At 65.2% G+C, this 25828-nt stretch carries 20 protein-coding genes and 1 tRNA gene; 12 read left to right on the top strand and 9 right to left on the bottom strand.

Translation table 11 applies throughout. From position 1 onward, the window contains the following. Position 1: 1 nt before the first annotated feature. From cmrA to AB0366_RS19540, 3 genes are read right to left on the bottom strand one after another with little or no spacing between them, the layout of a single operon-like run. Positions 2 to 805 carry a mycolate reductase gene (gene cmrA, locus AB0366_RS19550; protein WP_366245369.1) on the bottom strand — a complete coding sequence of 268 codons (804 nt, stop codon included), beginning with the start codon at positions 803 to 805 and terminating at the stop codon, positions 2 to 4. Between the two features lie 23 nt (positions 806 to 828). After that, positions 829 to 2874 (bottom strand): NADPH-dependent 2,4-dienoyl-CoA reductase, encoded by a 2046-nt coding sequence (locus AB0366_RS19545; RefSeq protein ID WP_366245367.1) that lies wholly within the window; start codon positions 2872 to 2874, stop codon positions 829 to 831. Next, entirely contained in the window at positions 2871 to 3398 is a 528-nt protein-coding gene (locus AB0366_RS19540) for a PadR family transcriptional regulator (RefSeq protein ID WP_366245366.1), read from the bottom strand. Before AB0366_RS19540 ends, AB0366_RS19545 begins: the two co-directional genes overlap by 4 nt. Positions 3399 to 3481: 83 nt before the next feature. Between AB0366_RS19540 and AB0366_RS19535 the strand changes: the two genes are divergently transcribed. Next, positions 3482 to 4804 (top strand): MFS transporter, encoded by a 1323-nt coding sequence (locus tag AB0366_RS19535; RefSeq protein WP_366245365.1) that lies wholly within the window; start codon positions 3482 to 3484, stop codon positions 4802 to 4804. On the opposite strand, the gene AB0366_RS19530 is transcribed toward AB0366_RS19535, so the two are convergent. Then, positions 4801 to 5619 carry an alpha/beta hydrolase gene (locus AB0366_RS19530; protein WP_366245364.1) on the bottom strand — a complete coding sequence of 273 codons (819 nt, stop codon included), beginning with the start codon at positions 5617 to 5619 and terminating at the stop codon, positions 4801 to 4803. The genes AB0366_RS19535 and AB0366_RS19530 overlap by 4 nt on opposite strands. A gap of 35 nt (positions 5620 to 5654) precedes the next feature. After that, positions 5655 to 6305, bottom strand: coding sequence for a TetR family transcriptional regulator (locus AB0366_RS19525; RefSeq protein ID WP_366245362.1), 651 nt, complete (start codon positions 6303 to 6305; stop codon positions 5655 to 5657). Positions 6306 to 6476: 171 nt separating this feature from the next. Between AB0366_RS19525 and AB0366_RS19520 the strand changes: the two genes are divergently transcribed. The 3 genes from AB0366_RS19520 (at position 6477) to AB0366_RS19510 (ending at position 9093) form a co-directional block, all read left to right on the top strand. Next, entirely contained in the window at positions 6477 to 7589 is a 1113-nt protein-coding gene (locus AB0366_RS19520) for a ferredoxin reductase (RefSeq protein WP_366245360.1), read from the top strand. A 62-nt stretch (positions 7590 to 7651) separates the two neighbouring features. Beyond that, positions 7652 to 8836, top strand: coding sequence for an acyl-CoA desaturase (locus AB0366_RS19515; protein ID WP_366245358.1), 1185 nt, complete (start codon positions 7652 to 7654; stop codon positions 8834 to 8836). Between the two features lie 23 nt (positions 8837 to 8859). After that, entirely contained in the window at positions 8860 to 9093 is a 234-nt protein-coding gene (locus AB0366_RS19510; RefSeq protein WP_094612967.1) for a hypothetical protein, read from the top strand. Positions 9094 to 9163: 70 nt separating this feature from the next. On the opposite strand, the gene AB0366_RS19505 is transcribed toward AB0366_RS19510, so the two are convergent. The 3 genes from AB0366_RS19505 to AB0366_RS19495 form a co-directional block, all read right to left on the bottom strand. Continuing rightward, entirely contained in the window at positions 9164 to 10291 is a 1128-nt protein-coding gene (locus tag AB0366_RS19505) for a class I SAM-dependent methyltransferase (protein WP_366245357.1), read from the bottom strand. Beyond that, on the bottom strand, positions 10288 to 11430 hold the full coding sequence (locus tag AB0366_RS19500) for a N(5)-(carboxyethyl)ornithine synthase (protein ID WP_366245355.1): 1143 nt from the start codon (positions 11428 to 11430) through the stop codon (positions 10288 to 10290). Before AB0366_RS19500 ends, AB0366_RS19505 begins: the two co-directional genes overlap by 4 nt. 73 nt (positions 11431 to 11503) lie before the next feature. Then, positions 11504 to 11576 (bottom strand) — tRNA-Arg (locus tag AB0366_RS19495). Positions 11577 to 11720: 144 nt separating this feature from the next. Between AB0366_RS19495 and AB0366_RS19490 the strand changes: the two genes are divergently transcribed. Both AB0366_RS19490 and AB0366_RS19485 read left to right on the top strand, forming a co-directional pair. Beyond that, positions 11721 to 12878: an XdhC family protein gene (locus AB0366_RS19490; RefSeq protein ID WP_366245354.1), complete on the top strand. Its 1158-nt coding sequence runs from the start codon at positions 11721 to 11723 to the stop codon at positions 12876 to 12878. A gap of 44 nt (positions 12879 to 12922) precedes the next feature. Continuing rightward, positions 12923 to 14986, top strand: coding sequence for a cytochrome c oxidase assembly protein (locus AB0366_RS19485; protein WP_366245353.1), 2064 nt, complete (start codon positions 12923 to 12925; stop codon positions 14984 to 14986). A gap of 11 nt (positions 14987 to 14997) precedes the next feature. Here the strand turns inward: AB0366_RS19485 and AB0366_RS19480 are convergent, their stop codons facing one another. After that, on the bottom strand, positions 14998 to 15423 hold the full coding sequence (locus AB0366_RS19480; protein ID WP_366245351.1) for a MarR family transcriptional regulator: 426 nt from the start codon (positions 15421 to 15423) through the stop codon (positions 14998 to 15000). Between the two features lie 146 nt (positions 15424 to 15569). On the opposite strand from AB0366_RS19480, the gene AB0366_RS19475 reads away from it, so the two are divergent. From AB0366_RS19475 to AB0366_RS19450, 6 genes are all read left to right on the top strand, one after another. Then, positions 15570 to 17318, top strand: a complete 1749-nt coding sequence (locus AB0366_RS19475; protein ID WP_366245350.1) for an ABC transporter ATP-binding protein — start codon at positions 15570 to 15572, stop codon at positions 17316 to 17318. 10 nt (positions 17319 to 17328) lie between these two features. Next, complete coding sequence (locus tag AB0366_RS19470; RefSeq protein WP_366245348.1) at positions 17329 to 17979, top strand: YigZ family protein; 651 nt, start codon at positions 17329 to 17331, stop codon at positions 17977 to 17979. Between the two features lie 165 nt (positions 17980 to 18144). Beyond that, entirely contained in the window at positions 18145 to 18624 is a 480-nt protein-coding gene (locus AB0366_RS19465) for a single-stranded DNA-binding protein (protein WP_121869442.1), read from the top strand. 116 nt (positions 18625 to 18740) lie between these two features. Continuing rightward, the gene (ettA, locus tag AB0366_RS19460) at positions 18741 to 20420 is read left to right on the top strand and encodes an energy-dependent translational throttle protein EttA (protein ID WP_032402531.1); all 1680 of its coding nucleotides are present in this window, start codon (positions 18741 to 18743) and stop codon (positions 20418 to 20420) included. 1 nt (position 20421) lies between these two features. Beyond that, a complete protein-coding gene (locus tag AB0366_RS19455) occupies positions 20422 to 20832 on the top strand; it encodes an acyl-CoA thioesterase (RefSeq protein ID WP_366245347.1) in 411 nt (136 codons plus the stop codon). Positions 20833 to 20972: 140 nt separating this feature from the next. Next, complete coding sequence (locus AB0366_RS19450; RefSeq protein ID WP_366245346.1) at positions 20973 to 25811, top strand: NAD-glutamate dehydrogenase; 4839 nt, start codon at positions 20973 to 20975, stop codon at positions 25809 to 25811. Positions 25812 to 25828 lie beyond the last annotated feature (17 nt).

Raw genomic sequence — 25828 nt, 5'->3', positions numbered from 1 at the left:
ATCAGTTGCCGAGCTTCTTGTAGAAGCTGCCGATGATCGGTGCGGAGATGCTGCGCGGGCTGTACTGCCCGGCCGCAGACATGCCCTTGCTGAGCAGTCCCGGTACAACGCGCATCTTGTTCTTCTCGAGGCCGTCGAGGGACAGTTTCGCGGTGTAGGCGCTGTCGATCCACAGAAAGTCGGGAACCATCCTGTCGACGATCGAGGCCTCGGCGGGATCGGGTGTCTCGGTGCGGACAGGGCCGGGAGCGAGGAGGGTGACGTTGACACCGGTGCCCGCGAGCTCACCGCGAAGCGATTCGGAGAACGTATTGACGAAGGCCTTGGTCGCGGCGTAGGTCGCGTTGTTGGGGATGGCCATGTTGCCTGCCGCCGAACCGGTGATGAGGATGCCGCCTGCTCCTCGGCCGATCATGCCGGGCATGACCGCCAACGTGAGGTCGTGTACTGCAACGGCATTGAGCTCGACCTGGTCGCGCTCGTACGCGGGATCGAGACCGGCCAACGGCCCGAACGTTGCAATACCTGCGTTGTTGCACAGGATCGAGATCTCGCGCTCGGACAGCTCGGTGACCAGTTCCTGTCGCTGCAGACGATTCGACAGATCCGACTGACGCACCTCGACGGCAACGCCGTGCTCGGCCGTGAGCTTGGCAGCCAACGCCTCGAGCAGTTCCCCGCGTCGAGCGACCACGATCAGTGAATGTCCGCGGGCGGCGAGTTCGGTGGCCAGGGCTTCACCGATTCCGGAGGAGGCTCCGGTGACGACGGCGCGGGCATCTGGGCTGGGCTTGGGCAGGCTCACGGTGAGACAGGCTAGCGGACAGATCAGATCGTGGCCGCGAGCCGGGTGCCTTGCTCGATAGCCCTCTTGGCGTCGAGCTCCGCTGCGACGTCGGCACCGCCGATGATGTGCGTGGTGGTGCCCGCGGCCTTCAGTTCGTCGACCAGGTCGCGCACCGACTCCTGGCCCGCGCAGATCACGATGGTGTCGACGTCGAGAACGCGCGCACGTTCGTGCTTGTCGCCGAAGGAGATGTGCAGCCCTGCGTCGTCGATCTTCTCGTAGTTGACGCCCGAAAGCTGATGCACACCTTTGGCCTTCAGTGCGGCGCGATGGACCCAGCCGGTCGTCTTCGCCAGCCCAGCACCGATGCGTCCCGGCTTGCGTTGCAGCAGATACACCTCACGCGGAGACGGTGCCGGCACCGGAGTCGTCAACGCCCCCGGGGCGGCCTCGGGCTCGGTGACGCCCCACTCCTGCTTCCATTCCTTCAGATCCAGCGTGGGGGAGGCGTCGGTGGTGAGGAACTCGGAGATGTCGATACCGATGCCGCCGGCACCGATGACCGCGACCCGATCGCCGACGGGTCTGCCGTCGCGCACCAGTTCTGCGTACGACAGCACCGACGGGTGCTCGATGCCGGGGATCCGGGGAATTCGGGGAGTGACGCCGGTGGCGAGCACCACCTCGTCGAACTCGCCTGCGAGAAGTTTCGCGGCGGTGACTCGGGTGTCCAGGTGAACGGCGACGTCTGCGCTACGGAGTGCGCTCGAGAAGTACCGGATCGTTTCGGCGAACTCCTCCTTACCGGGAATGAGTCGCGCGATTCCGAACTGCCCGCCGATCTCGTTCCTGGCCTCGAACAGGCTGACGGCGTGTCCGCGCTGCGCGAGATTGAGTGCCGCGGCCAGGCCCGCAGGTCCGGCTCCGACGACCGCCACCTTCTTGGTCTTCTTCGTCGGTAGCAGCTGCAGGTCGATCTCACGTCCGGCTCGCGGGTTGACCAGGCACGAGACCTTCTTGTGCACGAAGGCGTGGTCCAGGCAGGCCTGATTGCAGGCGATGCAGGTGTTGATCAGGTCGGCCGAATCCGTGGCGGCCTTCTCGACCCAGAACGGATCGGCCAGCATCGGCCTGGCCATAGCAATCAATTGCGCGTCGCCGCGGGCGAGGATGTTCTCGGCGATCTCGGGCATGTTGATGCGATTGGACGCGGCGACGGGGATGGCCACGTGCTTCTCGAGCTTGCCGGTGATGTCCGCGAATGCAGCTCGCGGAACCGAGGTGACGATGGTCGGCACTCGTGACTCGTGCCAGCCGATGTCGGTGTTGATGATGTTCGCGCCCGCAGCCTCGACGTCCTGCGCCAGCGCGACGATGTCGTTCCAGCTCTGGCCTTCCTCCACGAGGTCGGCCATCGACAGCCGGAACACGATGAGGAAGTCGGGGCCGACAGCTGCCCTGGTCTGCCGCACGATCTCCACGGCCATCCGCCGACGGTTCTCCGCCGAACCGCCCCACTCGTCGCGTCGCTTGTTGGTGCGCTCGGAGAGGAACTGATTGATGAAGTAGCCCTCACCGCCCATGATCTCGACGCCGTCGTATCCCGCACTCCGGGCCAGCCGGGCGCAGCGTACGAAGTTGCGGATCTGCCAGCGGACGCCCCTCGAGGTGAGGCGGCGTGGCCGAAAAGGATTGATGGGGGCCTTGATCGAGGATGCCGACACACTGAACGGTTGGTACGAGTAGCGCCCGGCATGGAGGATCTGCAGTGCGATCTTGCCACCCTCGGAATGGACGGCAGCAGTGATCCGGCGATGCCGACGGGCTTCGATCCTATTGGTCAGCTTGGCTCCGAACGGCAACAGCCAACCGGTGCGGTTGGGGGCATAGCCTCCGGTGATGATGAGTGCGACTCCGCCGCGGGCGCGCTCGGCGAAATAGGCCGCCAGGCGACCGGTGTCGCGGGCGCGATCTTCGAGGCCGGTGTGTATCGATCCCATGATCACGCGGTTCTTCAGCGTGGTCGCGCCGACATCCAACGGCGACAACAGAATCGGATACGGGCCAGCAGTCTGCTCGGTCTTCACAGCTTCTCCAATACCTCGGTGCACCACTCGGTGAATCCTTCTTCGACGCGAATTCCGCCGCGCAGCACCAGGTATTGATGCAACGTGGTGCCGGTGAGGGCAGCGGGGGCCGGAAAATCCTGCTTCTCGATCAGTCGATAGACGTCGAGGCGGGTGGCATGTACATCGCGATGGCGGGCGACTTCGACCTTGAGAGCATCGATGTCGCCGTTGGCGGCACCGCGGATCTTGACGGCGAGTTCCTCACGAAGCTGGGAGGGATCGGTAGGCGCGGCGATCCAGCGGTCGAGCTCGGCCCGGCCTGCAGCGCTGACGGAGTAGACCTTCTTGTCCGGCCGGCCGTCCTGCGCAACTGCCTCGCCGGTGATCCATCCGGCCCCGTCCATCCGCGTCAGCGTCCGGTAGATCTGCTGGTGTGTTGCGCTCCAGAAGAATCCGATGGACTTGTCGAAGCGGCGGGCGAGCTCGTATCCCGAGCCACTGAGCTCGGTGAGGGAAACCAGAATCGCGTGTTCCAAAGCCACACCCGAGAGTATGTATGCAACGCGGTGCTTATGCAACTAGGTGCACCTTAACCCGCGGCCGTGGCGGTCTAGTGTTGGCAACCATGGGAACCCAGCCGGAGGCCGCTGTCGTCGGAGTCGCCACAACGCGTAAGCAGGTCACCGCCTGGGGGTTCTGGGACTGGGGCTCGGCGGCGTTCAACGCCGTTGTTCTCACGTTCGTGTTCTCGGTGTATCTCACCGACGCCGTCGGCGACGACCTGCCCGGTTCGATTTCGGCCACCACCTGGTTCAGCTGGACGATTGCGTTGTCCAGCGTCGTCATCGCGCTCCTCGCGCCGGTGTGCGGGCAGTATTTCGACGCGCGCGGCAAACGCAAGTGGTTGCTCGGAGTGTTGACCGCGCTGACGGTCGTCGCCATGGCCGGCCTGTTCTTCGTTCGGGACGACTACCACTATCTGTGGCTGGGCCTGCTGCTGCTCGGTCTCGGATCCATCATGTTCGAGCTGGCGAGCATCCCGTACAACTCGATGCTGCGGCAGGTCTCCACTCCGGCGAACATCGGCCGAGTATCCGGGTTCGGTTGGTCCATGGGCTATTTCGGCGGAATCGTACTGCTGCTCCTGTGCTACGTCGGATTCATCGCCGGCGACGGCGACACCCGCGGGGTCCTCGGTCTGAGTACCGACGGCGGACTGAACATCCGGCTCGTCGCTCTGCTGGCTGCCGTGTGGTTCGCCGTCTCGGCCATCCCGGTGATGTTCGCCGTTCCCGAAGTGCCGCGAGCCGTCGCCGATCCGAAGGCCGCCGAAGCCGGCTTCGCAGCCTCGTACCGAGTTCTGTTTCGCGATGTCCGTGAGCTGTGGAGCGCAGACCGCCGCGCCGTCTACTACTTGATCGCCAGTGCATTGTTCCGGGACGGACTGGCGGGCGTCTTCACCTTCGGAGCCGTGCTCGCCGTCAGCGTCTACGGCATCGGTGCGGGCGACGTTCTGCTGTTCGGCGTCGCTGCCAACGTCATCGCCGGTCTCGGAGCCATCGTCGCCGGACGGTTCGACGACAGAATCGGTCCGAAGAAGGTCATCGTCTTCTCCCTCACCTGCATGATCGCCGCCGGGACCGTTCTGCTGTTCGTCTCGGGACCGACGATGTTCTGGATCTTCGGGCTGATCCTGTGCCTGTTCGTCGGACCGGCGCAGTCGTCCGCGCGCACTTTCCTGGCCCGGCTGGCTCCGCCGGGACGAGAAGGTCAGTTCTTCGGCCTGTACGCAACGACGGGACGCGCCGCGTCGTTCCTCGCGCCGTCTCTGTTCGGTCTGTTCGTGTGGATGTTCGACGCCGACCGCGCGGGTATCGCCGGGCTGATTATCGTCCTCGCTGCTGGGCTGTTGGCGCTGCTGAAGGTGCGGGCTCCCGAGGGGGTCTAGGCGGAGTCGATACGGGCCAGGATCTCGGCCGTCAGTTTCTCGGGCGCTTCCTCCGGGATCCAGTGCGAGATGCCGTCCAGTTCTAGAAATCGGTACGGGGCGTCGACGAATTCGCCGCAGCGCTCCGCTCCCGCTCGACCGATGGCGGTGTCGCCGTTGCTCCAGACGTAGGTGGTGGGCACGGTCACCGGAGGGAGGTTTGCGAACTCCCTGGTCATCGCGGCGTACCAGCTCGATGCGGCCGTGAGCGCCCCGGGGAAAGTGAGATGCCGAACGTATTCGTCATCGAGGCTGTCCGCGCCGAACATGGCCCTGAGCCGTTGCGCGCCGTTCTCGACCAGAACTCGCTCGGCCTTCTCCGGTTCTCGGAGCAGGCCGAAGTACTTCGATCGCTCCTGCTGATCCGGATCCTCGCGGATGGCCCAGTTGAAGGCCGCCGAATGCGGGACCGACGCCGCCGTGAGAGTGCGTACGCGGTCCGGATGCTCGGCCGCCACGTGCCAGGCGACCACCGCACCCCAGTCGTGTCCGACCAGATGCGCCGACGGCAGATCGAGTGCATCGAGCAGCCCGAGGACGTCACCGGTGAGCTGTTCGATGCGGTAGTGCTCTACTCCGACCGGGCGGGCACCGGGGGAGTAGCCACGCTGATTCGGGGCGATCACGCGACAACCTGCGTCGACCAAGCCGGGAGTCACCGCTGTCCACGACGCGTTGGTCTGCGGAAAGCCGTGCAGCGCAACCACCGGCACACCGTCCGACGGTCCCGACATCGCAACGTCGAACACGTACTCGCCGACTTTTACCTCGGTCATGAACTTCCCTTCGCGGCCGTCTCGTTCTCCAACGGTCAAGCCCGTCGTGGTTCCCATCGGCTCATCCCGAGCATGATCATGCGGATCTGTTTCTCGGTCCGCTCGATCAGATCCTTCTCGTTCGCACTACCCGGCCTGTCGATTTCCAACAGACCGACCACCGCAGTGAGCATCGTCGAGACGAGCAGATCAGCGGTCATCTCCAGATCGGCGACGTCCCACTGCTCCAGGCCGGGCATGCGGGACAGGTCGATGGTCAGCTCGCTGACGAACAGCCGTAGCTCGGTGGCGAAGGCGCGGCGCACCTCGGTGACGCCGCCGTACCGCTCGCGACTGAGAAAACGGAACTGATCCTCGTGGGTACGAACCTGGCGAACCAGGATGCCGAAGGACTCGGTGGCCGTCTTGGTGCTGGGGTTGCGCCGGGCGTCGCGCAACATCTGTCGCAGCATGCGCATGCTGTCCTCGACGAGAGCGACGCCGAGGTCCTCCATGGAGGCGAAGTGTCGGTAGAACGCGGTGGGGACGATCCCGGCGGATCGGGCGACCTCACGCAGGCTGACGCTGGCGAAAGAACGCTCGCGTAGCAGGTCGAGGGTGCCCTCGATCAATGCCTGACGCGTGCGCTCCTTGCGCTCGGCACGGGTCCCCGGTTCTGTCACAACGTCCAGTTTATGGGCGCGCATTCTGTGATCTCCCTTCCGGTTCCTCCCCGACACCCGCGGAACTGTCGATTCGCTCTGTAACGGCGGTCACATAAACGTTGACAGGTACCGGTGTCGCTCTGCCACACTCATGTTAGTGCACAATCGTTCACTGAATGGGTCGTAGGTTTCGATCCGGTTAGGGAGGATGGAATGACGCTTCAAGAACGTCCGTCGCGGACCTCGGGTTCGCGCAAGTTCTCGCTTCTTTCCCTGTTCGAGGCCATGGCCACACCGCACGCGCTCGATCGGTACCTCGAACTCGTCGACCCTATGACGACCGTTCGTGACCTTCGCGGCGAAGTGACCGAGATACACCGGTCCACCGAAGACTCGTTGACTCTCACCATCCGTCCCACGCGTCAGTGGAAGGGATTCAAGGCCGGCCAGTTCGTTCAGGTCGGCGTCGTCATCGACGGAGTACGCCATACCCGCTGCTACTCGCCCGCCTGCTCGCAGTACCGCAAGGACGGCCGGATCGAACTGACGATCAAGGCTCACCCCGAGGGCCTGGTGTCGCAGTACCTGCACAAGAACGCGCACGTCGGCCTGGTGGTCAGCCTGTCGCAGGCGGACGGCACGTTCGAGCTTCCCCAACCACGCCCGGCAAAGACGTTGCTGATCAGCGGTGGCAGCGGCATCACGCCGGTGCTGTCCATGCTCAGGTCGCTGCTGGACGAGGGGTACAGCAGCGACCTGACCTTCCTGCACTACGCGTTCACCGAGAACGACGTCGCGTACAAGAAGGACCTGGAGAAAATCGCTGCAGAGCACGAGAACGTGAACATCGTCTTCGCGTACACCGAGCAGAAGACGGGTGGCGACCTCTACGGGTTCTTCGGGCAGGAACATCTCGATGCAGTGGCCCCGTGGTTTGCCGAGGCCGACACCTTCCTGTGCGGACCTCCGGGACTGATGAAGGGCGTGACCTCGTTCTTCGAGGACGCAGGCCTGAGCGAGCGGCTGCACCTCGAGGAATTCACGCCCTCGTTCGCCACCGTCAGCGACGACGTCACCGGAACCACCACGTTCTCCGGCAGCGATGTCTCCTCGGAGAACGACGGCGTGACGCTGCTCGAGCAGGCCGAAGCTGCAGGACTCTCACCGGCCAACGGCTGCCGGATGGGTATCTGCTTCACCTGCACCTCGGTGAAGAAGTCCGGCTGCACCAAGAACATCAAGACCGGTGAGACCGACACCGAATCCGACAAGAAGATCCAGCTGTGCGTGTCCGTTGCCGTGGGCGACGTCGACATCGACATCTAGATCCACCCCGAACACAGACGACCCCAGACCCATCTCGACCCGATCGAATTGGAGATCATCAGATGCTCGGAACGATTCTCTCGATCCTGCCCACCACCGTTCTGCCATTCCGCCGCAACGAGACCCTGCCGGACCAGCCGACCGTACTGACCTACGAACAGGTCCAGGAACTCGGCCGCGAACTCGACGACCTGCGGGCCCGTACCGTCGCCAAGCTCGGCGACGAGGACCGCGAATACATCTACAAGATCATCAAGGCGCAGCGCGGCCTCGAGATCACCGGACGCGCGTTGATGTACCTGCCCTTCCTCCCGCCTGCGTGGCTGGCCGGTGTCGGTGCCCTCGGCGTGGCGAAGATTCTCGACAACATGGAGATCGGCCACAACGTCATGCACGGTCAGTACGACTGGATGCGCGAGCCAGGCCTCAACTCCGAGGTGTTCGAGTGGGACACCGTCTGCCCGGCAGATCAGTGGAAGCACTCGCACAACTACATGCACCACACGTTCACCAACATCGTCGGCATGGACCGCGACATCGGTTACGGCGTCCTGCGTATGGACCAGGATCAGAAGTGGAACCCGTACTACCTCGGTAACCCGGTCTACGCGTTCCTGCTGATGACGTTCTTCGAGTGGGGCGTGATGCTGCACGACCTCGAGACCGAGAACATCGTCGCGGGCAAGCGCAAGTGGCACGACGTCAAGCCGCTGCTGCAGGGCATGTGGCGCAAGGCGGGCAAGCAGGCGCTCAAGGATTACGTGATCTTCCCCGCGCTGACCGGCCCGTTCTTCGTCTCGACCGTGGTCGGCAACGTCGCCGCGAACCTCATCCGCAACGTGTGGACCTACTCGATCATCTTCTGTGGCCACTTCCCGACCGGAGTCCAGACGTTCAGCAAGGAAGAGACTGCCGAAGAGACTCGCGGCGAGTGGTACGTGCGTCAGATGCTGGGATCGGCCAACATCGAGGGCACCCCGCTGTTCCACATCATGTCGGGCAACCTCTCGCACCAGATCGAGCACCACCTGTTCCCCGATCTGCCTGCGCATCGGTACCCGCAGATCGCACCCGAGGTCAAGGCCCTGTGCGAGAAGTACGACCTGCCGTACAACACCGGCGGCTTCTTCCATCAGATCGGTACCGTGTGGGGCAAGATCTTCAAGCTCGCGCTGCCCAACTCGCTCACGGGATCGGCGGCTCCGGCCGGTGTTATCGTCGAGCGTAAGAAGACCAGCGCAGCGTGACGACTTCGAAGGGGGCGGTCCTGTTGGTAGGAAAGTTCGAGCGCAACAAGGACACCGTGCAGGAATTCACCGAATCGGCCGCGGAGCACGTCGGCCGGATCGTTGTGATCATCGCCGGAGCCGTCCGCGACGTCACTCGTGAGATCGGTGACCTGATCACCGACGGAATCGAAATGCGTGAGGCGGCGAAGAAGGCGGAGCGTGACGCACCGCTGGGCACCGTGATCAACGGCGAGTTCGAGACCCGCGAACGGTAGAGCAGTACCAGACAGATAGCCGAGAGCGCCGCCCGAGCAATGCTCGGGCGGCGCTCTCGTGTACCCACGGTCAGCGTGCGCGCAGCCGCCACAACGACGTGGTTTCGCGCGAGCGTGCCTCGTGCAGCACATCGGAGCTGTCGGTGACGCGAGAATGTGTCGGGGTGGTGTCGGTGCGGCCGACGACGGCCAGGCCCGCAGCGTCGATGGCGGTGAGAAGGTCTGCGCGAGTAACCAATTCGAGCAGCTCGGCGAGGTCGGAGACCACCAACCATGCCTCACCGTGAGGTGTCAGATGCCCGCGGAGTCGGCTCAGGAAGGACTTGAGCATTCGGGAGCCAGGGTCGTACACCGAATGTTCGATGCCCGATGTCGGCTTCGTAGGAATCCAGGGTGGATTGCACACGATCAGTCCCGCGCGCCCGGACGGGAAGATGTCGGCCTGCACCACCTCGACCCGATCGGCGTACCCGAGAGCATCGATATTGGCTCGTGCGCACGCGACCGACCGCGGATCCTTGTCGGTCGCGACCACCGAGGTCACGCCGCGGCGGGCGAGCACTGCAGCCAGAACGCCCGAGCCGGTACCGATGTCGAACGCTCGGTCCGTGTCCGGCAGCGGGGCGTCGGCGACGAGCTGAACGTACTCGCCGCGGACAGGAGAGAAGACTCCGTAGTGCGGGTGGATCGAGGCGTCGAGCGCGGGAACGAAGACGCCCTTGCGGCGCCACTCGTGTGCACCGACCATGCCGAGGAGTTCGCGCAACGAGAGCACACACGGCGCAGCGTCCGGGCCGAGAGCTTCCGTCACGGCCGCCCGCACGTCCGGTGCCCGGCCGAGATCGAGACGGACATCCGAATCGAGTTCCACCAGAAGCATTCCCAGCACTCGCGCACGTCTGGCTTGGTACTGGCGGTGCAGATGGAACCGTTCCGCACCCGACCCATTCGGCAGGTGTTTGGCGGCCGGTACTCGCCGGGTCATCGCCGACAACAGCTGCCGAGCGTTGTTGTAATCGCCGCGCCACAACAGCGCCTCACCGATCGTGGCCATCTTGTACGCCACGTCGGCGGTCGTCGAATCGTTCACGATCCGCACCACACGGGGCGGGGGAGCGCCGTTCTCGGACTGCCAGCGCGACGTCCGGTCACTACCGTCCTCGGTCCACGTGATGGGCGATGCTGCGTTCTCGGTCATGCTGCTGTGTGCGGGTACTCCGCACTGCGGTGTTGGAACGCAAGGATATTGGGGTTCACGATGACGCCGTTCCTGATCTCGATCGATCGCTCGATGGTGGCGTCACTGCTCCAGGCCGAGGGGCCGTCGAGGACGGTTCGCAGATACGGCAGCAACGATTCGCTGATCTCCCAGGTGGCCGAGTTCCACAGATAGGACGGGCTGTGGTCGACGGCGTAGTACTTCACGTTGTCGCCGACGGTGAACATGGGATCGGTGAACGAGGTGGGGCGCGCCCATTCGAAGCCCATTCCCTCGTCGCAGGAGACGTCGACCACGAGTGTGCCGGGTGCGAGAGTGGGCAGATCGTCGTTCGTCAGGAACGTCAACGGCGCATTGGTGTCCTGCAGAACACAATTGACGATCACATCGTGGTCGGCGAGGAACTGGGAGAGAGGTACCCGTCCCTCGGGCGTCAGGGCTCGGCTCTGCCTGGGATCGGCGTCGTCGAGATCGAAATTCACGATGTTGGCCGAGTGAATGGGCGAACCGACGGCCGTGACACCACGCTGGGTGAGGACGTCGACGTCGTGGATGCCGTGCGCGTTCAGAGCGGTGACCGCACCGCGGGCCGTGGCCCCGAAGCCGATGACCGCGGCACGCAACCGTCGGCCGTAATCGCCGGTGGAACCGATCAGTTGCAGTGCGTGCAGCACCGAGCAGTAGCCGGCCAGTTCGTTGTTCTTGTGGAACACATGGAGATTGAACCAGCCGTCGGGCGTCCAGTGATTCATGGCCTCGAACGCGATCAGTGTCAGCTTACGTTCGACGGCGATCTGGGTGAGTGCTCGATCCTGGACGCAGTGCGGCCAACCCCACAGCGTCTGTCCGGGGCGCAACGCGGCAAGATCCTCGGCCTGCGGCTTCGGCAGCAGAATCACGTCGCACCGAGCGATGAGTTCGGCACGGGTGCCGATGCCCGCAACCTGCGCGGCCAAGTGCTCGTCGGACAGTCCGAACGGCTCGCCGTAGCCGGATTCGAGAAACATGCGGGCTCGGATGTCGGCATCGATGCGATCGAGATGAAGTGGATGAATCGGAAGTCGCCGCTCATTCGGCTTGCGTGAACGTGAGAGGACTCCGAGAGTGAGCTGATGCACGTGTGACCCTTCGTTACCTCGAAGTCAACCACAGTGGGCCGAAGCGTCACGCGTTTGCGCTGGTCATCTGCGGTGCCCCCGGCAGGATTCGAACCTGCGACCAAGGGATTAGAAGGCCCTTGCTCTATCCCCTGAGCTACGGAGGCTGGCGCGTGCGGGCGGACCCGCTCGAGCACGGTTGACGAGTGTACCTTTCCGCTCGTGCCGTCGAAGCAGGCACGGGTTGAGCTGGCATCCTGAGGGGAGTCGGTGTTCTCGGAATCGTTCCGACCTGTGCCGAAGGAGGTTCGATGCACGACATCCTGGACGACATACTGCACATCTGGCAGTCCGGCGACGTGGCAGCGGTCGCGACGGTGGTTCGCACGTTCGATTCGGCACCGCGTCCGGTCGGGGCGTCGATGGTCGTCGGTCCAGATGGTGCCGTTGCCGGCTCGGTCTCGGGCGGCTGTGTCGAGGGTGCGGTCTACGAACTCGCGCAGGACGTGCTGGATTCCGGCGCGCCGGTTCTCACGCGATACGGAATATCCGACGACGACGCTTTTGCCGTTGGACTCACCTGCGGCGGAACGCTCGACGTCTTCGTCGAAGTCATCTCCCAGCACACGTTTCCCGAATTCGAGGCTCTTGTCGCGGACGTGCGTGGGAATGTGCCCGTGGCGACGGCGACAGTCGTCGCACACACCGATCCGGAACGGCTCGGCCGCAGGATCGTCGTCGGAGAATCGGGCATCCGTGGCTCGCTCGGCAGCGCGCGCGCCGACTCGGCCGTGACCGACGATGCGAAAGGGCTTCTCGCCGCGGGCCGTTCGGCCGTCCTGACCTACGGGCCCGACGGTCAGCGACGGGGGGAGGGGATGGAGGTGTTCGTCTCGAGCCACGCTCCGCCGCCGCGGATGCTGGTGTTCGGAGCCATCGATTTCGCCGCCGCAGTCGCGCAACAGGGCGTATTCCTCGGATACCGCGTCACCGTCTGTGATGCGCGTGCCGTCTTCGCGACCCCGCAGCGGTTCCCCGCCGCCGAGCAGGTCGTGGTCGCGTGGCCGCACACCTATCTGTCCGAGCAGTTCGCGGCGGGAGAGGTGGACGAACGCACCGTCGTCTGTGTGCTGACCCACGACCCCAAATTCGACGTGCCGCTACTCGAGGTGGCGTTGCGCATTCCCTCTCTGGCGTTCGTCGGTGCGATGGGATCGCGCCGTACCCACGACGACCGCACGGCTCGGTTGCGTGCGGCGGGTCTGACGGAGACGGAACTCACTCGTCTGGCGAGTCCGATCGGGCTCGACCTCGGGGCGCGGACGCCTCAGGAGACGGCGGTATCGATCGCCGCGGAGATCATCGCCCACCGTTGGGGCGGTACCGGTGAACCGCTGCGCGCCCGACACGGTCGCATCCATCACGACGAGACCGAAGCCGTGAGTACGGGCAAGTACGACGCTGTGTAGGACTCGCGTTTCGACTACCGCCGATCACCTCTTACTCTGGTGGTATGGCAACACCGGATCTTGAGAAGACCGAACCCTCGACCGCTGAACTGCAGGCGGACGATGTCCGGACGGATGTGGATCCGCGTTCGGCCACCACGACGGTGTTCGTCACTGCCGGCGTGATCGCCGGTGTGGTCGCCGCACTCATCGTGATGCTCTCCGCCTCCGACGCCTTGGTGTTGCTCGGAATCCCGGACCCGGGCCCGACCACCACCTACGGCCTGCCTGCCCTGCGGGCGATCGGCGAGATCGCTGCCGTCATCGCCATCGGATCGTTCCTGCTCGCCGCGTTCCTCGTGCCGCCGCAGAAGAACGGCGTGCTCGACGTCGACGGCTACCGCGCCGTGCGCACCGGTTCGGTCGCCTCGATCGTCTGGGCCGTCTGCGCGCTGCTCCTCGTGCCGCTGACACTGTCCGACACCTCGGGACAGCCGTTCGCCGAAGCCATCAAGCCCGCGAATCTCTGGATCGCACTCGACCAGGTGGAGATCGCCAGCGCCTGGCGTTGGACGGCCATCATGGCCGTTGTGCTCGCTATCGCGTCGCGCACGGTGTTGCGGTGGGCGTGGACGCCCGCGCTGCTCGGGTTCTCCCTGGCGACGCTGCTGCCCATCGCGCTGAGCGGGCACTCCTCGGCGGGCGGATCGCACGACATCGCCACCAACAGCTTGATCCTGCACCTCGGGGCAGCATCGCTGTGGGCGGGCGGTCTGTTCGCCCTGCTGGCACACGTTCGCAGGCGCGGCGCACATGCCGACGTCGCGGCACGCCGATTCTCCACCATCGCCGGAGTCTGTTTTGTGGTGATGGGCATCAGCGGCGTCATCAACGCCCTGGTCCGCGTCTCGATCGCCGACCTGTTCACCACCACCTACGGCCTGCTGATCGTGGCGAAGATCGTCGCCCTGATCGTGCTGGGCGGCTTCGGCTGGATGCAGCGTCGCCGCGCACTACCGGCCCTGGTCGCCGATCCCTCGGCCCGCGGGCCGCTGCTCCGCTTCGCCGGTGCCGAGGTACTGGTCCTCGCGGCGACCATCGGACTGGCCGTCGGGCTCGGCCGCACACCGCCTCCCGCCGAGATCGACCCCAACCTCACGACCACGGAGGCGGCCCTCGGGTACAACCTGAGCGGCCCGCCGACGTTCGCGCGAATGGCTCTGGACTGGCGCTTCGATCTGATCTTCGGTACCGCCGCGATCGTCATGGCCGTGGTGTATCTGATCGGCGTCCGCCGTCTGCGGCTGCGCGGCGACGCGTGGCCGGTGGGCCGCACCGTCGCCTGGGTCCTGGGCTGCCTGACGCTTCTGATCAGCACGTCCTCGGGAATCGGTCGCTACTCCACAGCCGTGTTCAGCGTGCACATGACCGGGCACATGATGCTGTCGATGCTGGCACCGGTCCTCCTCGCGCTCGGTGGTGCGCTGACGCTGGCATTGCGGGTACTGCCCGCGGCAGGCAAGGAGGGCGTGCCCGGAATGCGTGAATGGCTGTTGATCGGACTGCACAGCCGGATCTCACAGTTCCTGACCCATCCGCTCGTCGCCTCGCTGATCTTCGTCGGCGGCTTCTACGTGCTGTATCTCGGCGGCATCTTCGGAGCGGTCCTGGACAGTCACGGCGCGCACCTGCTGATGAACCTGCACTTCGTGCTCAGCGGCTACCTGTTCTACTGGACCGTCATCGGCGTCGATCCGTCTCCGCGCAAGATCGCTCACGTCACCAAACTCGCCGTCGTATTCGGTTCGCTGCCGTTCCATGCCTTCTTCGGGGTGGCGCTGATGAGCATGAACACCGTGATGGGTGCCTGGTTCTACCGGACGCTCGGGCTGGACTGGAACTCCGACCTGCTCGGGGATCAGAAACTCGGCGGCGGTATCGCCTGGGCCACCGGCGAGGTTCCGCTGGTGCTCGTCATGCTGGCGCTGCTGATCCAATGGTCCCGAAGCGACGATCGGGACGCCAGGCGTGGTGACCGGGCCGCCGAGCGCGATCACGATGCCGATCTGGCCGCGCACAATGCGATGTTCGCCGAGCTCGCTCGACGCGATCGGACCGGCGAGCAGTAACGTCGGTCGGTTCAGTCGGTCTCGGCGATCTTGCTCAACAGTCGATTCAGCTCGACGCGTTCCGCCGGCTCGAGGCCGTCGAACATTTCCGACGTCACCTGACGGCGCGCGTCGTCGATTCTGTCCAGCAGCGCACGGCCGGTGTCGGTCAGCTCCACCAGGACCGCTCGCCGATCGCTCGGATCCTGTTGCCGCGTCACCAGGTGCGCGGCCTCGAGGGAGTCGACGATGTCGGTGGCCGATCGAGCCACGATCCGCAGGTGCTCGGCCAGGTCGCGTAGTCGCACGGACTCGGGCTCGCGGGCCAACACGTGCAGAGCCCGGCTCTGCGAAGGATTGAGGCCGAACGGTTCCAACGCAGTCATGTGGCTGCGCCGGATCTGCCGCGCGACGGCCATGAACTGCTCGCTCAGGTTGGGCGAGTGTCCGGTTTCCATGCAAGGAATCATAGCGACGGTTGCCCGTTACCTCATAGTGAGGTAGCCTCTGCATATTACTTCAGCTATCCCGTACTTCAACTTCTCCGGAGGTCTACTTGGAAAGCCGACCCGAACGTTCTCTCCTCGCGTCCGATCCAGGACCCGTGCGCCGAGTCCTGGCTCTGTTCACGCCCTACCGGCGCAAGATCGCAGTCGTCAGCGCGATCATCGTCGTCAGCGCGATCATCGCGCTCGCGTCCCCTTTGCTCCTTCGCGAACTCCTCGATCATGCGATACCCGACCGCGACGTCACACTCGTCAGCCTCATCGCACTCGGCATGATCGCAGTTGCAGTCGCCACCAACACTCTCGGCGTCGTACAGACCTGGATGTCCAACGGCGTCGGTCAACGACTCATGCACGATCTACGCGTCCAAGTCTACTCGCACCTGCAACGCCAATCCCTCGGATTCTTCGCGCGCACCCGCACCGGCGAGGTTCAATCACGCATCGCCAACGACATCGGCGGCATGCAATCGGTGGTCACCAACACCGCAACGTCCATCGCGCAGAACGCGACGACCGTTGCCGCGACGGTGGTCGCACTCTTCCTGCTCGACTGGAAGCTCGCCACCTTCTCGTTGATCATCCTGCCGGTCTTCGTCCGCGTCGCCCGCCGCATCGGCGACGAGCGGCGCAAGATCTCCACGAAACGACAGAAGTTGCTCAGCGAGCTGTCGGTGCAGATCGAGGAATCACTGTCGGTCAGCGGCATTCTGCTGGGCAAGACCACCGGTTCCGCCCAGGCACTGACCGACAGGTTCGCCGACCGATCCCACGAGGTCGCGGGCGTCGAACTCGCGGCGATGATGGCCGGGAAGTGGCGCATGGCCACGATCCAGATCAGCTTCGCCGTCATGCCTGCCCTGGTGTACTGGTTCGCCGGCATCACCATCGGGCAGGGGAGCGCACTGACGATCGGAACGCTCGTCGCGTTCACCGCCCTGCAGACCCAATTGTTCCGGCCCACCATGCAATTGCTCAACACCGGCGTGGAGGTGCAGGCCTCGCTCGCCCTGTTCGGTCGCGTATTCGAGTACCTCGATCTGCCGATCGACGTGGCCGAGCCCACCCACCCGGTGGCGCTGCCCCGCGAGGCCGTCCGCGGAGACGTTGCGTTCCGCGCCGTGGATTTCACCTACACCGCAGCAACGGTCCCGACGCTGTGCGGCATCGACCTCGAGGTCGATGCAGGCAGCACGCTGGCTCTCGTCGGCGCAACCGGCTCCGGCAAGACGACGTTGGGCTATCTCGTTGCGCGGCTGCATGATCCGACGGCCGGATCGGTGACCATCGACGGAATCGATCTGCGGGAGCTGGCGTCGGAGACCATCGCCGACCTGGTCGGCGTCGTCTCCCAGGAGACGTACCTGTTCCACGCCACCATTCGAGAGAACCTGCGGTTCGCCAAACCCGACGCCACCGACGAGGAGATTGTCGCGGCCGCCCGAACGGCGCAGATCCACGACTTCATCGACGGTCTAGACGACGGCTACGACACCATGGTCGGCGAACGCGGGTACCGCTTCTCGGGCGGTGAGAAGCAACGCATCGCCATTGCCCGAACGGTGCTGCGCAACCCGCCGATCCTGGTGCTCGACGAAGCGACCAGCGCCCTCGACAATCGCACCGAACGCGCAGTGCAAACCGCACTCGACGGCCTGATGGCAGGGCGAACGACCATCCTCATCGCGCATCGACTGTCCACGGTGCGCTCCGCGGATCGCATCGCAGTACTCGACCACGGCGTCGTTCGCGAGGTCGGAACCCACGAGTCCCTGTTGGAGAACGACGGTATGTACGCCCAATTGGTTCGTGCTGCAGACGATGTAGTCGATACCGTCGCCGCATGACCGAGACGCCATGACCGAGCATCGGACGATAGCAGGCCGAGTGATGCTCGAGACCGAGGTCAAGAAGTCTCGATTCGTCGCCGTAATCGACAGGGCGAGAACCGAAGCGGAGGCTCGGGCCGTGATCGCCGCAGCTCGCAAGGCCGATCCTGCAGCCGGACATCACTGTTCGGCGTTCATCGTGGATTCCTCGGCCGGCGACACGCCGGCCGACCCCGATCAGCGCATCGAGCGCTCCAACGACGACGGCGAACCGAGCGGCACGGCAGGCACACCGATGCTCGACGTGCTGCGCGGGCATCACCTGACCAACGTCGTCGCGGTCGTCAGCAGATATTTCGGTGGAACCAAGCTGGGCACCGGCGGACTGGCTCGTGCCTACAGCGGCGCGGTGACCGAGGCGTTGTCCAAAGCGACGTTCCTGACCAGGGAGCGACGCGAGATCATGACTCTCGAGCTCGATCACGCCGAGGTCGGTCGGGTGGAATCGGAATTGCGCGGACACGGAGTTGTCGTGGTCGGCACCTCCTACGGTGCGTCCGCGCTACTGACCGTCGCGGTTCCGGACGCCGATTCGACTGCGGCGCTTGTCGCTTCGCTCACGGCGGGTCGCGTGATCCCCGTGCTCGACGGCCACATGTACGCCGAAATTCCCGGCTAGCACACCTCCCCGACATCCTCGGGTCGCACGGGCCCCGATTCGGGCCGTTCATCCACAGGCCGGGTGGTTGTCCACATTTCGCGAACTCGTTCACCACGGACGTTCTCCGCGTAGCAGTGTCGATCTCGATCGCAATCACGCGACATCGATCGAGGGGAAGACATCATGTACGAAGCACAGTGCGCAGTTCTCGGAACGGTCATCACCAATCCCGTCAAGCGCTCCACACCCACCGGAGACGAGGTCCTCAGCTTCCGGATGGCCAGCAACGCCCGACGGCAGGATCGCAACACCGGCGAATGGACCGACGGCGGAACCCTCTACCTGACGGTCACCTGCTGGCGTCGCCTGGTCCGCGGCGTCGGGGCATCGCTGATGAAGGGCGACCCGATCATCGCCTACGGACAGCTACGCACCAACGAGTACACCAACCGTGACGGAGTCGAACGCGCCGATCTCGAGATGCGGGCCAGTGCCGTCGGACCGGATCTCGCGCGCTGCAACGTCTCGATCCATCGGACGAAGGCGGTGGCGTCCGACGCTGCGACGGATGGCGATCCGGGAGCGACCGAACCTGTGGACGGGGATCAGGATCGCGATCACGACCGCATCGACGAGGACGTGCGCGAGTCCGTCCCGGCCTGACGAACTCCCGGCATCCGCCGTCCGCGCTGCATCGGAACCTGCGATCGAGTGTGGACGGCGGCTGCGCGCTCGGGCGGTGGTGCCGGAGACCCGCCCGCACCGATAAGCTGGGCATCATGGCTGAATTCATTTACACCATGAAGAAGGTGCGCAAGGCGCACGGCGACAAAGTCATCCTCGACGACGTGACGATGAGCTTCTATCCGGGAGCGAAGATCGGCGTCGTCGGCCCCAACGGCGCCGGTAAGTCCAGCATCCTCAAGATCATGGCGGGAATCGATCAGCCCGGAAACGGTGAGGCGTTCCTCGCTCCCGGTGCCTCGGTCGGCATCCTTATGCAGGAACCGGTCCTTGACGACACCAAGACCGTTCGCGAGAACGTCGAGGACGGTCTCGGCGAGACGATGGTCCAGCTCAAGCGGTACAACGAGATCGCCGAGCTGATGGCCACCGACTACTCCGACGAGCTGATGGAAGAGATGGGCGAGCTGCAGGAAAAGCTCGACCACGCCGATGCCTGGGAGATCGACTCCCAGCTCGAACAGGCCATGGACGCGCTGCGCTGCCCGCCGCCCGAGTCGCCCGTCACCAACCTCTCCGGTGGTGAGAAGCGCCGCGTGGCGCTGTGCAAGTTGCTGCTGAGCAAGCCGGACCTGCTGCTGCTCGACGAGCCGACCAACCACCTCGACGCCGAGAGTGTGCTGTGGCTCGAGCAGCACCTGGCCGCATACGCAGGCGCTATTCTCGCCGTCACTCACGACCGGTACTTCCTCGACCACGTCGCGCAGTGGATTGCCGAGGTCGACCGCGGACACCTGTACCCGTACGAGGGCAACTACTCCACCTACCTGGAGAAGAAGGCCGAGCGTCTCGAGGTCTCGGGCAAGAAGGACCAGAAGCTGCAGAAGCGCCTCAAGGACGAACTCGCCTGGGTTCGTTCCGGTGCCAAGGCGCGTCAGGCGAAGAGCAAGTCCCGTCTGGCTCGCTACGACGAGATGGTGGCCGAGGCCGAGAAGACCAGGAAGCTCGACTTCGACGAGATCCAGATCCCCAACCCGCCGCGCCTCGGCGACGTCGTGGTGGAGGTCAAGAGCCTGGACAAGGGCTTCGACGGCCGCGTGCTGATCAAGGATCTCTCGTTCACGTTGCCCCGCAACGGCATCGTCGGCGTCATCGGCCCCAACGGCGTCGGTAAGACGACGCTGTTCAAGACCATCGTCGGCCTCGAGGAGCCGGACGGCGGCGAGGTCAAGATCGGGCAGACCGTCAAACTCAGCTACGTCGACCAGAACCGTTCGGGCATCGACTCGAAGAAGACGGTGTGGGAAACAGTGTCCGACGGCCTCGACTTCATCACCGTCGGCAGCTCCGAGTTCCCGTCCCGCGCGTACATCAGCTCGTTCGGGTTCAAGGGCCACGATCAGCAGAAGCCTGCCGGAGTGCTCTCCGGTGGTGAGCGGAACCGTCTGAACCTGGCGATGACGCTCAAGCAGGGCGGCAACCTGATCCTGCTCGACGAACCGACCAACGACCTCGACGTCGAAACGCTCGGATCGCTCGAGAACGCGCTCGAGGAATTCCCCGGTTGCGCCGTGGTCATCTCGCACGACCGGTGGTTCCTGGACCGCACCTGCACGCACATCCTGGCGTGGGAAGGTGGCTTCGGCGACAACGAGGCCGCCTGGTACTGGTACGAGGGCAACTTCGAGGGCTACGAGGCCAACAAGGTCGAACGCCTCGGACCCGACGCGGCCCGTCCGCATCGCGTCACGCACCGGAAGCTGACCAGGGACTGACATGGCCGGAAAGACCTTCACCTGCACACTCCAGGTGCGGTGGGGTGATTCGGACCGTCTCGGCCACGTCAACAACACCCGGTTCGTCGAATACCTCCAGGAGGGCCGCGTTCAGTTCCTGAACGCGGCTTTCGGGGGACCGGGGGTGCGGGGCGCAGCGGTGGTACGCAAGCTGACCACCGATTTTCTGCACCCGATTCTCGACGACTCGGGTCCCCTGACGATCGAGCTGTGGATCACCCGCATCGGGACCACTTCCTACGGCGTCCGGCACGTGGTGACCGACCGCGACGGAAAAGTCTGCGCGGATGCCGAGGCGTCGATGGTCGCATTCGACCTCGCTACCTCGTCGTCGCGTCCGTTGGACGAGCACGAGCGGGGTCTGCTCACCGAGTACCTCCACGTCGACTAGAGCCGTCGAGTAGATCGCCACGCGCTGGGTCCGCGAGGTCACTGCGGTAACGGGGTGTTCGACACTAAGGTCGAGTAGTCATCGACGGCCGGCGATCGGCGGGCGTCGGGAAAATCCTCACGAGGGAGTACTCGAACACCATGCCACGCTCGCTGGACCTGCCCGACAACGATTGGGCCGACGGGCTCGACGACCGACTCCTGGCCGAGCTGGCGACATTGCGTGCCGAGTACTTCGAGCACGTGGACACGACGGCTGTCGGAGCGTCCGCGCACACTCCCGACACCACGTCCTTTCATCGGCACGTCCGGTTGGCGTCGCGGCGGCGTCCCGAGACCGCGAACGTGGCGGTGCACAGTCCCAGCGAGTCGAGTTCTGCCGCCCAGCAGGCGGCGGGCAGCTACCTGCAGATCGTCACCGACGACATGCCGCTCCTCGTCGAATCGGTCATCTCGCTGCTCTCCCGACTCGGCATCGAATACACCGACGTGGTTCATCCCATTCTGTCGGTCGCCCGCGACGCCGACGGCGAGCTGACGGGTCTCACCGCCGACGGTCGAGACGAATCCTGGATTCACGTTCAGCTCCATCCCTCCACATCCGAGGACGCGGTCGCGCGCCTGCAGTCGGAGACGAACCGGGTACTGGCGGACGTGCGTCAGGTGGTCGGCGACACCGATCGCATGCGTCGGGTGCAGGCGGAGGTCGCCGATCTCCTCGACGGTGCCGCTCAGCGGGCGGGTGACCCGGAATCCGACATCGCCGTCGAACATCGTGACGCGGCTGCCTTGCTGCGCTGGCTCGGCGACGGCCACTACACACTCCTCGGCTACCGCCGCTACCGGATCGACGGCGTCGACGGCGCACGCACGGCCACCGGCGATGAGTCGAGCAGCCTCGGTGTGTTGCGCGACGCGGCCCACGTCGTGGACGGCTCGGAACCGCTCGGCCAACGCGACCTGGTCGCCCTGACGCAGGGCGCGAGGCCGGCCACGGTGCACCGCGCGGTCTACCCCTACTTCGTGAGTGTCCTCGACGCCGAGAACTCGGCCGAGCACCGCTTCGTCGGCGTCTTCACCGTGACGGCGCTGCACGAGAACGTGCTCGATATTCCGGTGATCGAGCGTCGGGTGCGATCGGTGATCGCCCGGGCCGGCCATGATCTCGGGTCGTTCTCGGGTCAGGCCATGCTCGAAGTGCTGCAGTCGATGCCGCGCTCGGAACTCTTCGCCACCTCGGCGGCCTGGCTGTTCGAGACCGCGAGTGCTGTTCTGGCACTGGGCCGTCGGCGCAAGGTCAAGCTGTTCGTCCGGCCCGATGCCAGCGGCTCCTTCGTCTCCGCCCTGGTGTACCTGCCGCGAGATCGCTACACCACCCGTGTTCGCCTCGCCATCCAGGATCGGTTGCTCCGCGAACTCGGCGGTACCTCGCTCGATTACACAGCGCGCGTGACGGAATCGGACCTGGCGCTGTTGCACGTGACCGTCCGTCGCGCACCGGGAACCGCGCCGACGGAGCTCGCGCCCGAGGACATCACCCGGATCGAGGCGGCACTCACCGAGACCACCAGAACCTGGGAAGACTCCCTCGGCGACGCGGTCTCGCTCGACCGCACCGTCGACCCGCTGCGGATTCAGCGGTACACCGAGGCGTTCCCCGAGGCCTACAAGCAGGACTTCAGTCCGGCTCGGGCCGTCACCGACATCGCTCGCCTCGAAGGGCTCGGTGACGAGTCCATCGACATGCAGCTCTACCGCAACGAGCAGTCCGCGGTGGGCAGTTGGCGGTTCTCGCTGTACATCGGCGGCGCGGGCGTCTCACTGTCGCAGGTACTGCCCATTCTGCAGAGCCTCGGCGTCGAGGTCGACGACGAACGACCGTACCCCGTGGTGCGGCCGGACGGAATGTCTTGCTGGATCTACGATTTCGGGCTCTCGGCCTCACGCGAGATGCTCCGCTCGGCAATCGACGGTGACATCGACGCGGAGTTGTCCGAGGCGGGCACCGCCGATCGCGAGAGCCGAGTGCAGCATAGGTTCACCGACGCGTTCGCGGCAGTGTGGAGCGGCGAGGCGGAGGCAGACCGGTTCAACGAGCTGGTCATGCGCGCCGGCCTGCACTGGCGGCAGGCAGTGGTGTTGCGCGCGTACGCGAAGTATCTGCGCCAGGCCGGTTTTCCCTACAGTCAGTTCAACATCGAAGGTGTGCTGCTGACGCATCCGCGCACTGCGCGGCTGTTGGTCGGGTTGTTCGAGGCGCAGTTCGATCCCGAGGCGAGCTCGGAGGAGAACGCGCAGTCGATCGGCACCCAGCTGGGGGAACTGATCGACGAGGTCGTCAGCCTCGACGCCGACCGAATCCTGCGCAGCATGTTCGAGCTGATCCGAGCGACGTTGCGAACCAACTACTTCATGGTGGGAGCCGACGGCGAACATCGTGAGTACCTCTCGCTCAAGTTCGATCCGCAGTCGATCGCCGAATTGCCCAAGCCGAAGCCGAAATTCGAGATCTTCGTGTACTCGCCCCGCGTCGAAGGTGTGCACCTGCGGTTCGGAGCAGTGGCCCGCGGCGGACTGCGCTGGTCGGATCGCCGTGAGGACTTCCGGACCGAAATCCTCGGACTCGCCAAAGCCCAGATGGTCAAGAACGCCGTCATCGTGCCGGTCGGAGCCAAGGGTGGATTCGTCGTCAAGCGGCCCCCCGTCGTGACCGGTGACGCCGATCGCGATCGTCAGGCCCATGCCGAGGAAGGCAAGGCCTGCTACCGGCTGTTCATCGCCGGGTTGCTCGACATCACCGACAATCTCGACCGCGCTACCGGAACGGTGACGATTCCCACCGGCGTCGTACGCCGCGACGGAGACGACACCTATCTCGTCGTTGCCGCGGACAAGGGCACCGCGACATTCTCGGACATGGCCAACGACGTGGCTGCGAAGTACGGCTTCTGGCTCGGCGACGCCTTCGCCTCCGGTGGTTCGGCCGGCTACGACCACAAAGCCATGGGCATCACCGCCAAGGGCGCGTGGGAGAGCGTCAAACGCCACTTCCGCGAGCTCGGAATCGACACGCAGAGCCAGGATTTCACCGTCGTCGGCGTCGGCGACATGAGCGGGGACGTGTTCGGCAACGGCATGTTGCTCAGCCGGCACATTCGCCTGCTCGCCGCGTTCGATCACCGGCACATCTTTCTCGATCCCGACCCCGAGCGTGAGTCCTCGTTCGCCGAGCGGGAGCGGTTGTTCGCACTGCCGCGGTCGTCGTGGGCGGACTACGACACCTCGCTCATCAGTGCGGGCGGTGGGGTGTGGGAGCGGACACGCAAGTCGGTCCCGATCAGTGCGGCCGCGCGCGCTGCACTCGGGCTGGGAGATTCCGTGGACGCGCTGTCTCCGCCCGAGCTGGTCAACGCAATCCTTCGGGCTCCGGCCGATCTGCTGTGGAACGGCGGAATCGGCACGTACATCAAGGCGTCCACCGAGACCAATGCCGAGGTCGGCGACAAGGCCAACGACATGGTGAGAGTCGACGGAATCGACGTCCGCGCCGCAGTGGTGGGGGAGGGCGGCAACCTCGGGGCCACCGCACTGGGCCGCATCGAATACGCCGCCGCCGGAGGCAAGATCAACACCGATGCCGTCGACAACTCCGCGGGTGTCGACTGCTCCGATCACGAGGTCAACATCAAGATCCTGTTGGAAACGGCCATCACCAACGGCAACCTCGCGCGCGAGGATCGAGACGAGTTGCTCGCGTCGATGACCGACGAGGTGGGCAGGCTGGTGTTGTGGGACAACATCATGCAGAACGAGCTGCTCGGCACCTCCAGGTTCGACGCGCCCAGCCTGGTCACCGTGCACAGTCGGGTGATCGAGGATCTGGAAGTGCGCCGAGGTCTCGACCGTGAGCTCGAGGCGCTGCCGACCGAGGCGGACCTACGGCGACGCAAGCAGGACGGCCGAGGGCTGACCTCGCCGGAACTCGCGACGTTGATGGCTCACGTGAAGTTGGCGTTGGAAGCGGAGTTGCTCGACAGCGAACTGCCCGACAGCGACGTCTTCGCTCCGCGGCTACCCAAGTACTTCCCCGAGCCGCTGCGAGAGCCGTATGCCGACGCGATCAAGGCGCATCCGCTCCGGCGGCAGCTGGTGGCCACGACGCTGTCCAACGAGGCCATCGACTGCGGCGGCATCACGTTCCCCTACCGATTGACCGAGGATTCGGGTGCGGCAGGCACCGATGCCATTCGTGCGTTCGCTGCCGCCACCGAGATCTTCGGACTCGACGAGGTGTGGAACTCGATCAGGGCAGCGGACGTGCCGACCGCGGTCTCGGCCGAACTGTTGCTCGAGTCTCGCCGGATGCTCGACCGCGTCTCGCGCTGGCTGCTCGCCAACCGTCCGCAGCCGCTGGCCGTCGGAGCCGAGATCAGTCGGTACGCCGGTCAGGTACGGGCACTGCAGCCGTCGGTGTCGAAGTGGATCTCCGGGCATCAGGCCAGCGACCTGGACTCGCGATCGGCTGCGGCGATCGAACGCGGCGCGCCGGCCGAGCTGGCTCGTCGAATCTACGGACTGCTCGATGTGTACTGCCTGCTCGACATCATCGATATAGCCGACATCGTCGACCGGGACGGAGCCGAGGTCGCCGAGCTCTACTTCGCCCTGGACGCGCACATCGGCATCGACTGGTTGCTCACCGCGGTGTCCAAGCTGGCCCGCGGAGACCGCTGGCATTCGTTGGCGCGCTTGGCTCTTCGCGACGATCTGTATTCCTCTCTGCGGGGAATCACACAGGCCGTACTGGCTGGCGGTGAGCCGGAGGAGTCGGTGGCGGAGAAGATCGCAGAATGGGAGTCGACCAACTCGTCCCGGCTGGCGAGGTCTCGTGCGGCGTTGACCGAGATCGCCGAGTCGGGGACCCTCGACCTGGCGACCCTGTCGGTCGCCGCCCGACAGGTCCGCAACATGGTGCCTTGACCTCCAGCACATCGCAA

It is taken from the genome of Rhodococcus sp. NPDC076796, assembly GCF_040702765.1.
Lineage (GTDB): Bacteria > Actinomycetota > Actinomycetes > Mycobacteriales > Mycobacteriaceae > Rhodococcoides.
The sequence above is the reverse complement of the archived record's forward strand: the minus strand, read 5'-3'. Positions and strand labels throughout refer to the sequence as shown.

Excerpts from the sequence above, each read along its gene's own strand:
- AB0366_RS19485 (WP_366245353.1), top strand. The coding sequence starts at position 12,923 with ATGGCAACACCGGATCTTGAGAAGACCGAACCCTCGACCGCTGAACTG.
- AB0366_RS19490 (WP_366245354.1), top strand. The coding sequence starts at position 11,721 with ATGCACGACATCCTGGACGACATACTGCACATCTGGCAGTCCGGCGAC.
- AB0366_RS19470 (WP_366245348.1), top strand. The coding sequence starts at position 17,329 with ATGACCGAGCATCGGACGATAGCAGGCCGAGTGATGCTCGAGACCGAG.
- AB0366_RS19465 (WP_121869442.1), top strand. The coding sequence starts at position 18,145 with ATGTACGAAGCACAGTGCGCAGTTCTCGGAACGGTCATCACCAATCCC.
- AB0366_RS19530 (WP_366245364.1), bottom strand. The coding sequence starts at position 5,619 with ATGACCGAGGTAAAAGTCGGCGAGTACGTGTTCGACGTTGCGATGTCG.
- AB0366_RS19505 (WP_366245357.1), bottom strand. The coding sequence starts at position 10,291 with ATGACCGAGAACGCAGCATCGCCCATCACGTGGACCGAGGACGGTAGT.
- AB0366_RS19525 (WP_366245362.1), bottom strand. The coding sequence starts at position 6,305 with ATGCGCGCCCATAAACTGGACGTTGTGACAGAACCGGGGACCCGTGCC.
- AB0366_RS19520 (WP_366245360.1), top strand. The coding sequence starts at position 6,477 with ATGACGCTTCAAGAACGTCCGTCGCGGACCTCGGGTTCGCGCAAGTTC.
- ettA (WP_032402531.1), top strand. The coding sequence starts at position 18,741 with ATGGCTGAATTCATTTACACCATGAAGAAGGTGCGCAAGGCGCACGGC.
- AB0366_RS19535 (WP_366245365.1), top strand. The coding sequence starts at position 3,482 with ATGGGAACCCAGCCGGAGGCCGCTGTCGTCGGAGTCGCCACAACGCGT.
- AB0366_RS19450 (WP_366245346.1), top strand. The coding sequence starts at position 20,973 with ATGCCACGCTCGCTGGACCTGCCCGACAACGATTGGGCCGACGGGCTC.
- AB0366_RS19480 (WP_366245351.1), bottom strand. The coding sequence starts at position 15,423 with ATGGAAACCGGACACTCGCCCAACCTGAGCGAGCAGTTCATGGCCGTC.
- AB0366_RS19455 (WP_366245347.1), top strand. The coding sequence starts at position 20,422 with ATGGCCGGAAAGACCTTCACCTGCACACTCCAGGTGCGGTGGGGTGAT.
- AB0366_RS19515 (WP_366245358.1), top strand. The coding sequence starts at position 7,652 with ATGCTCGGAACGATTCTCTCGATCCTGCCCACCACCGTTCTGCCATTC.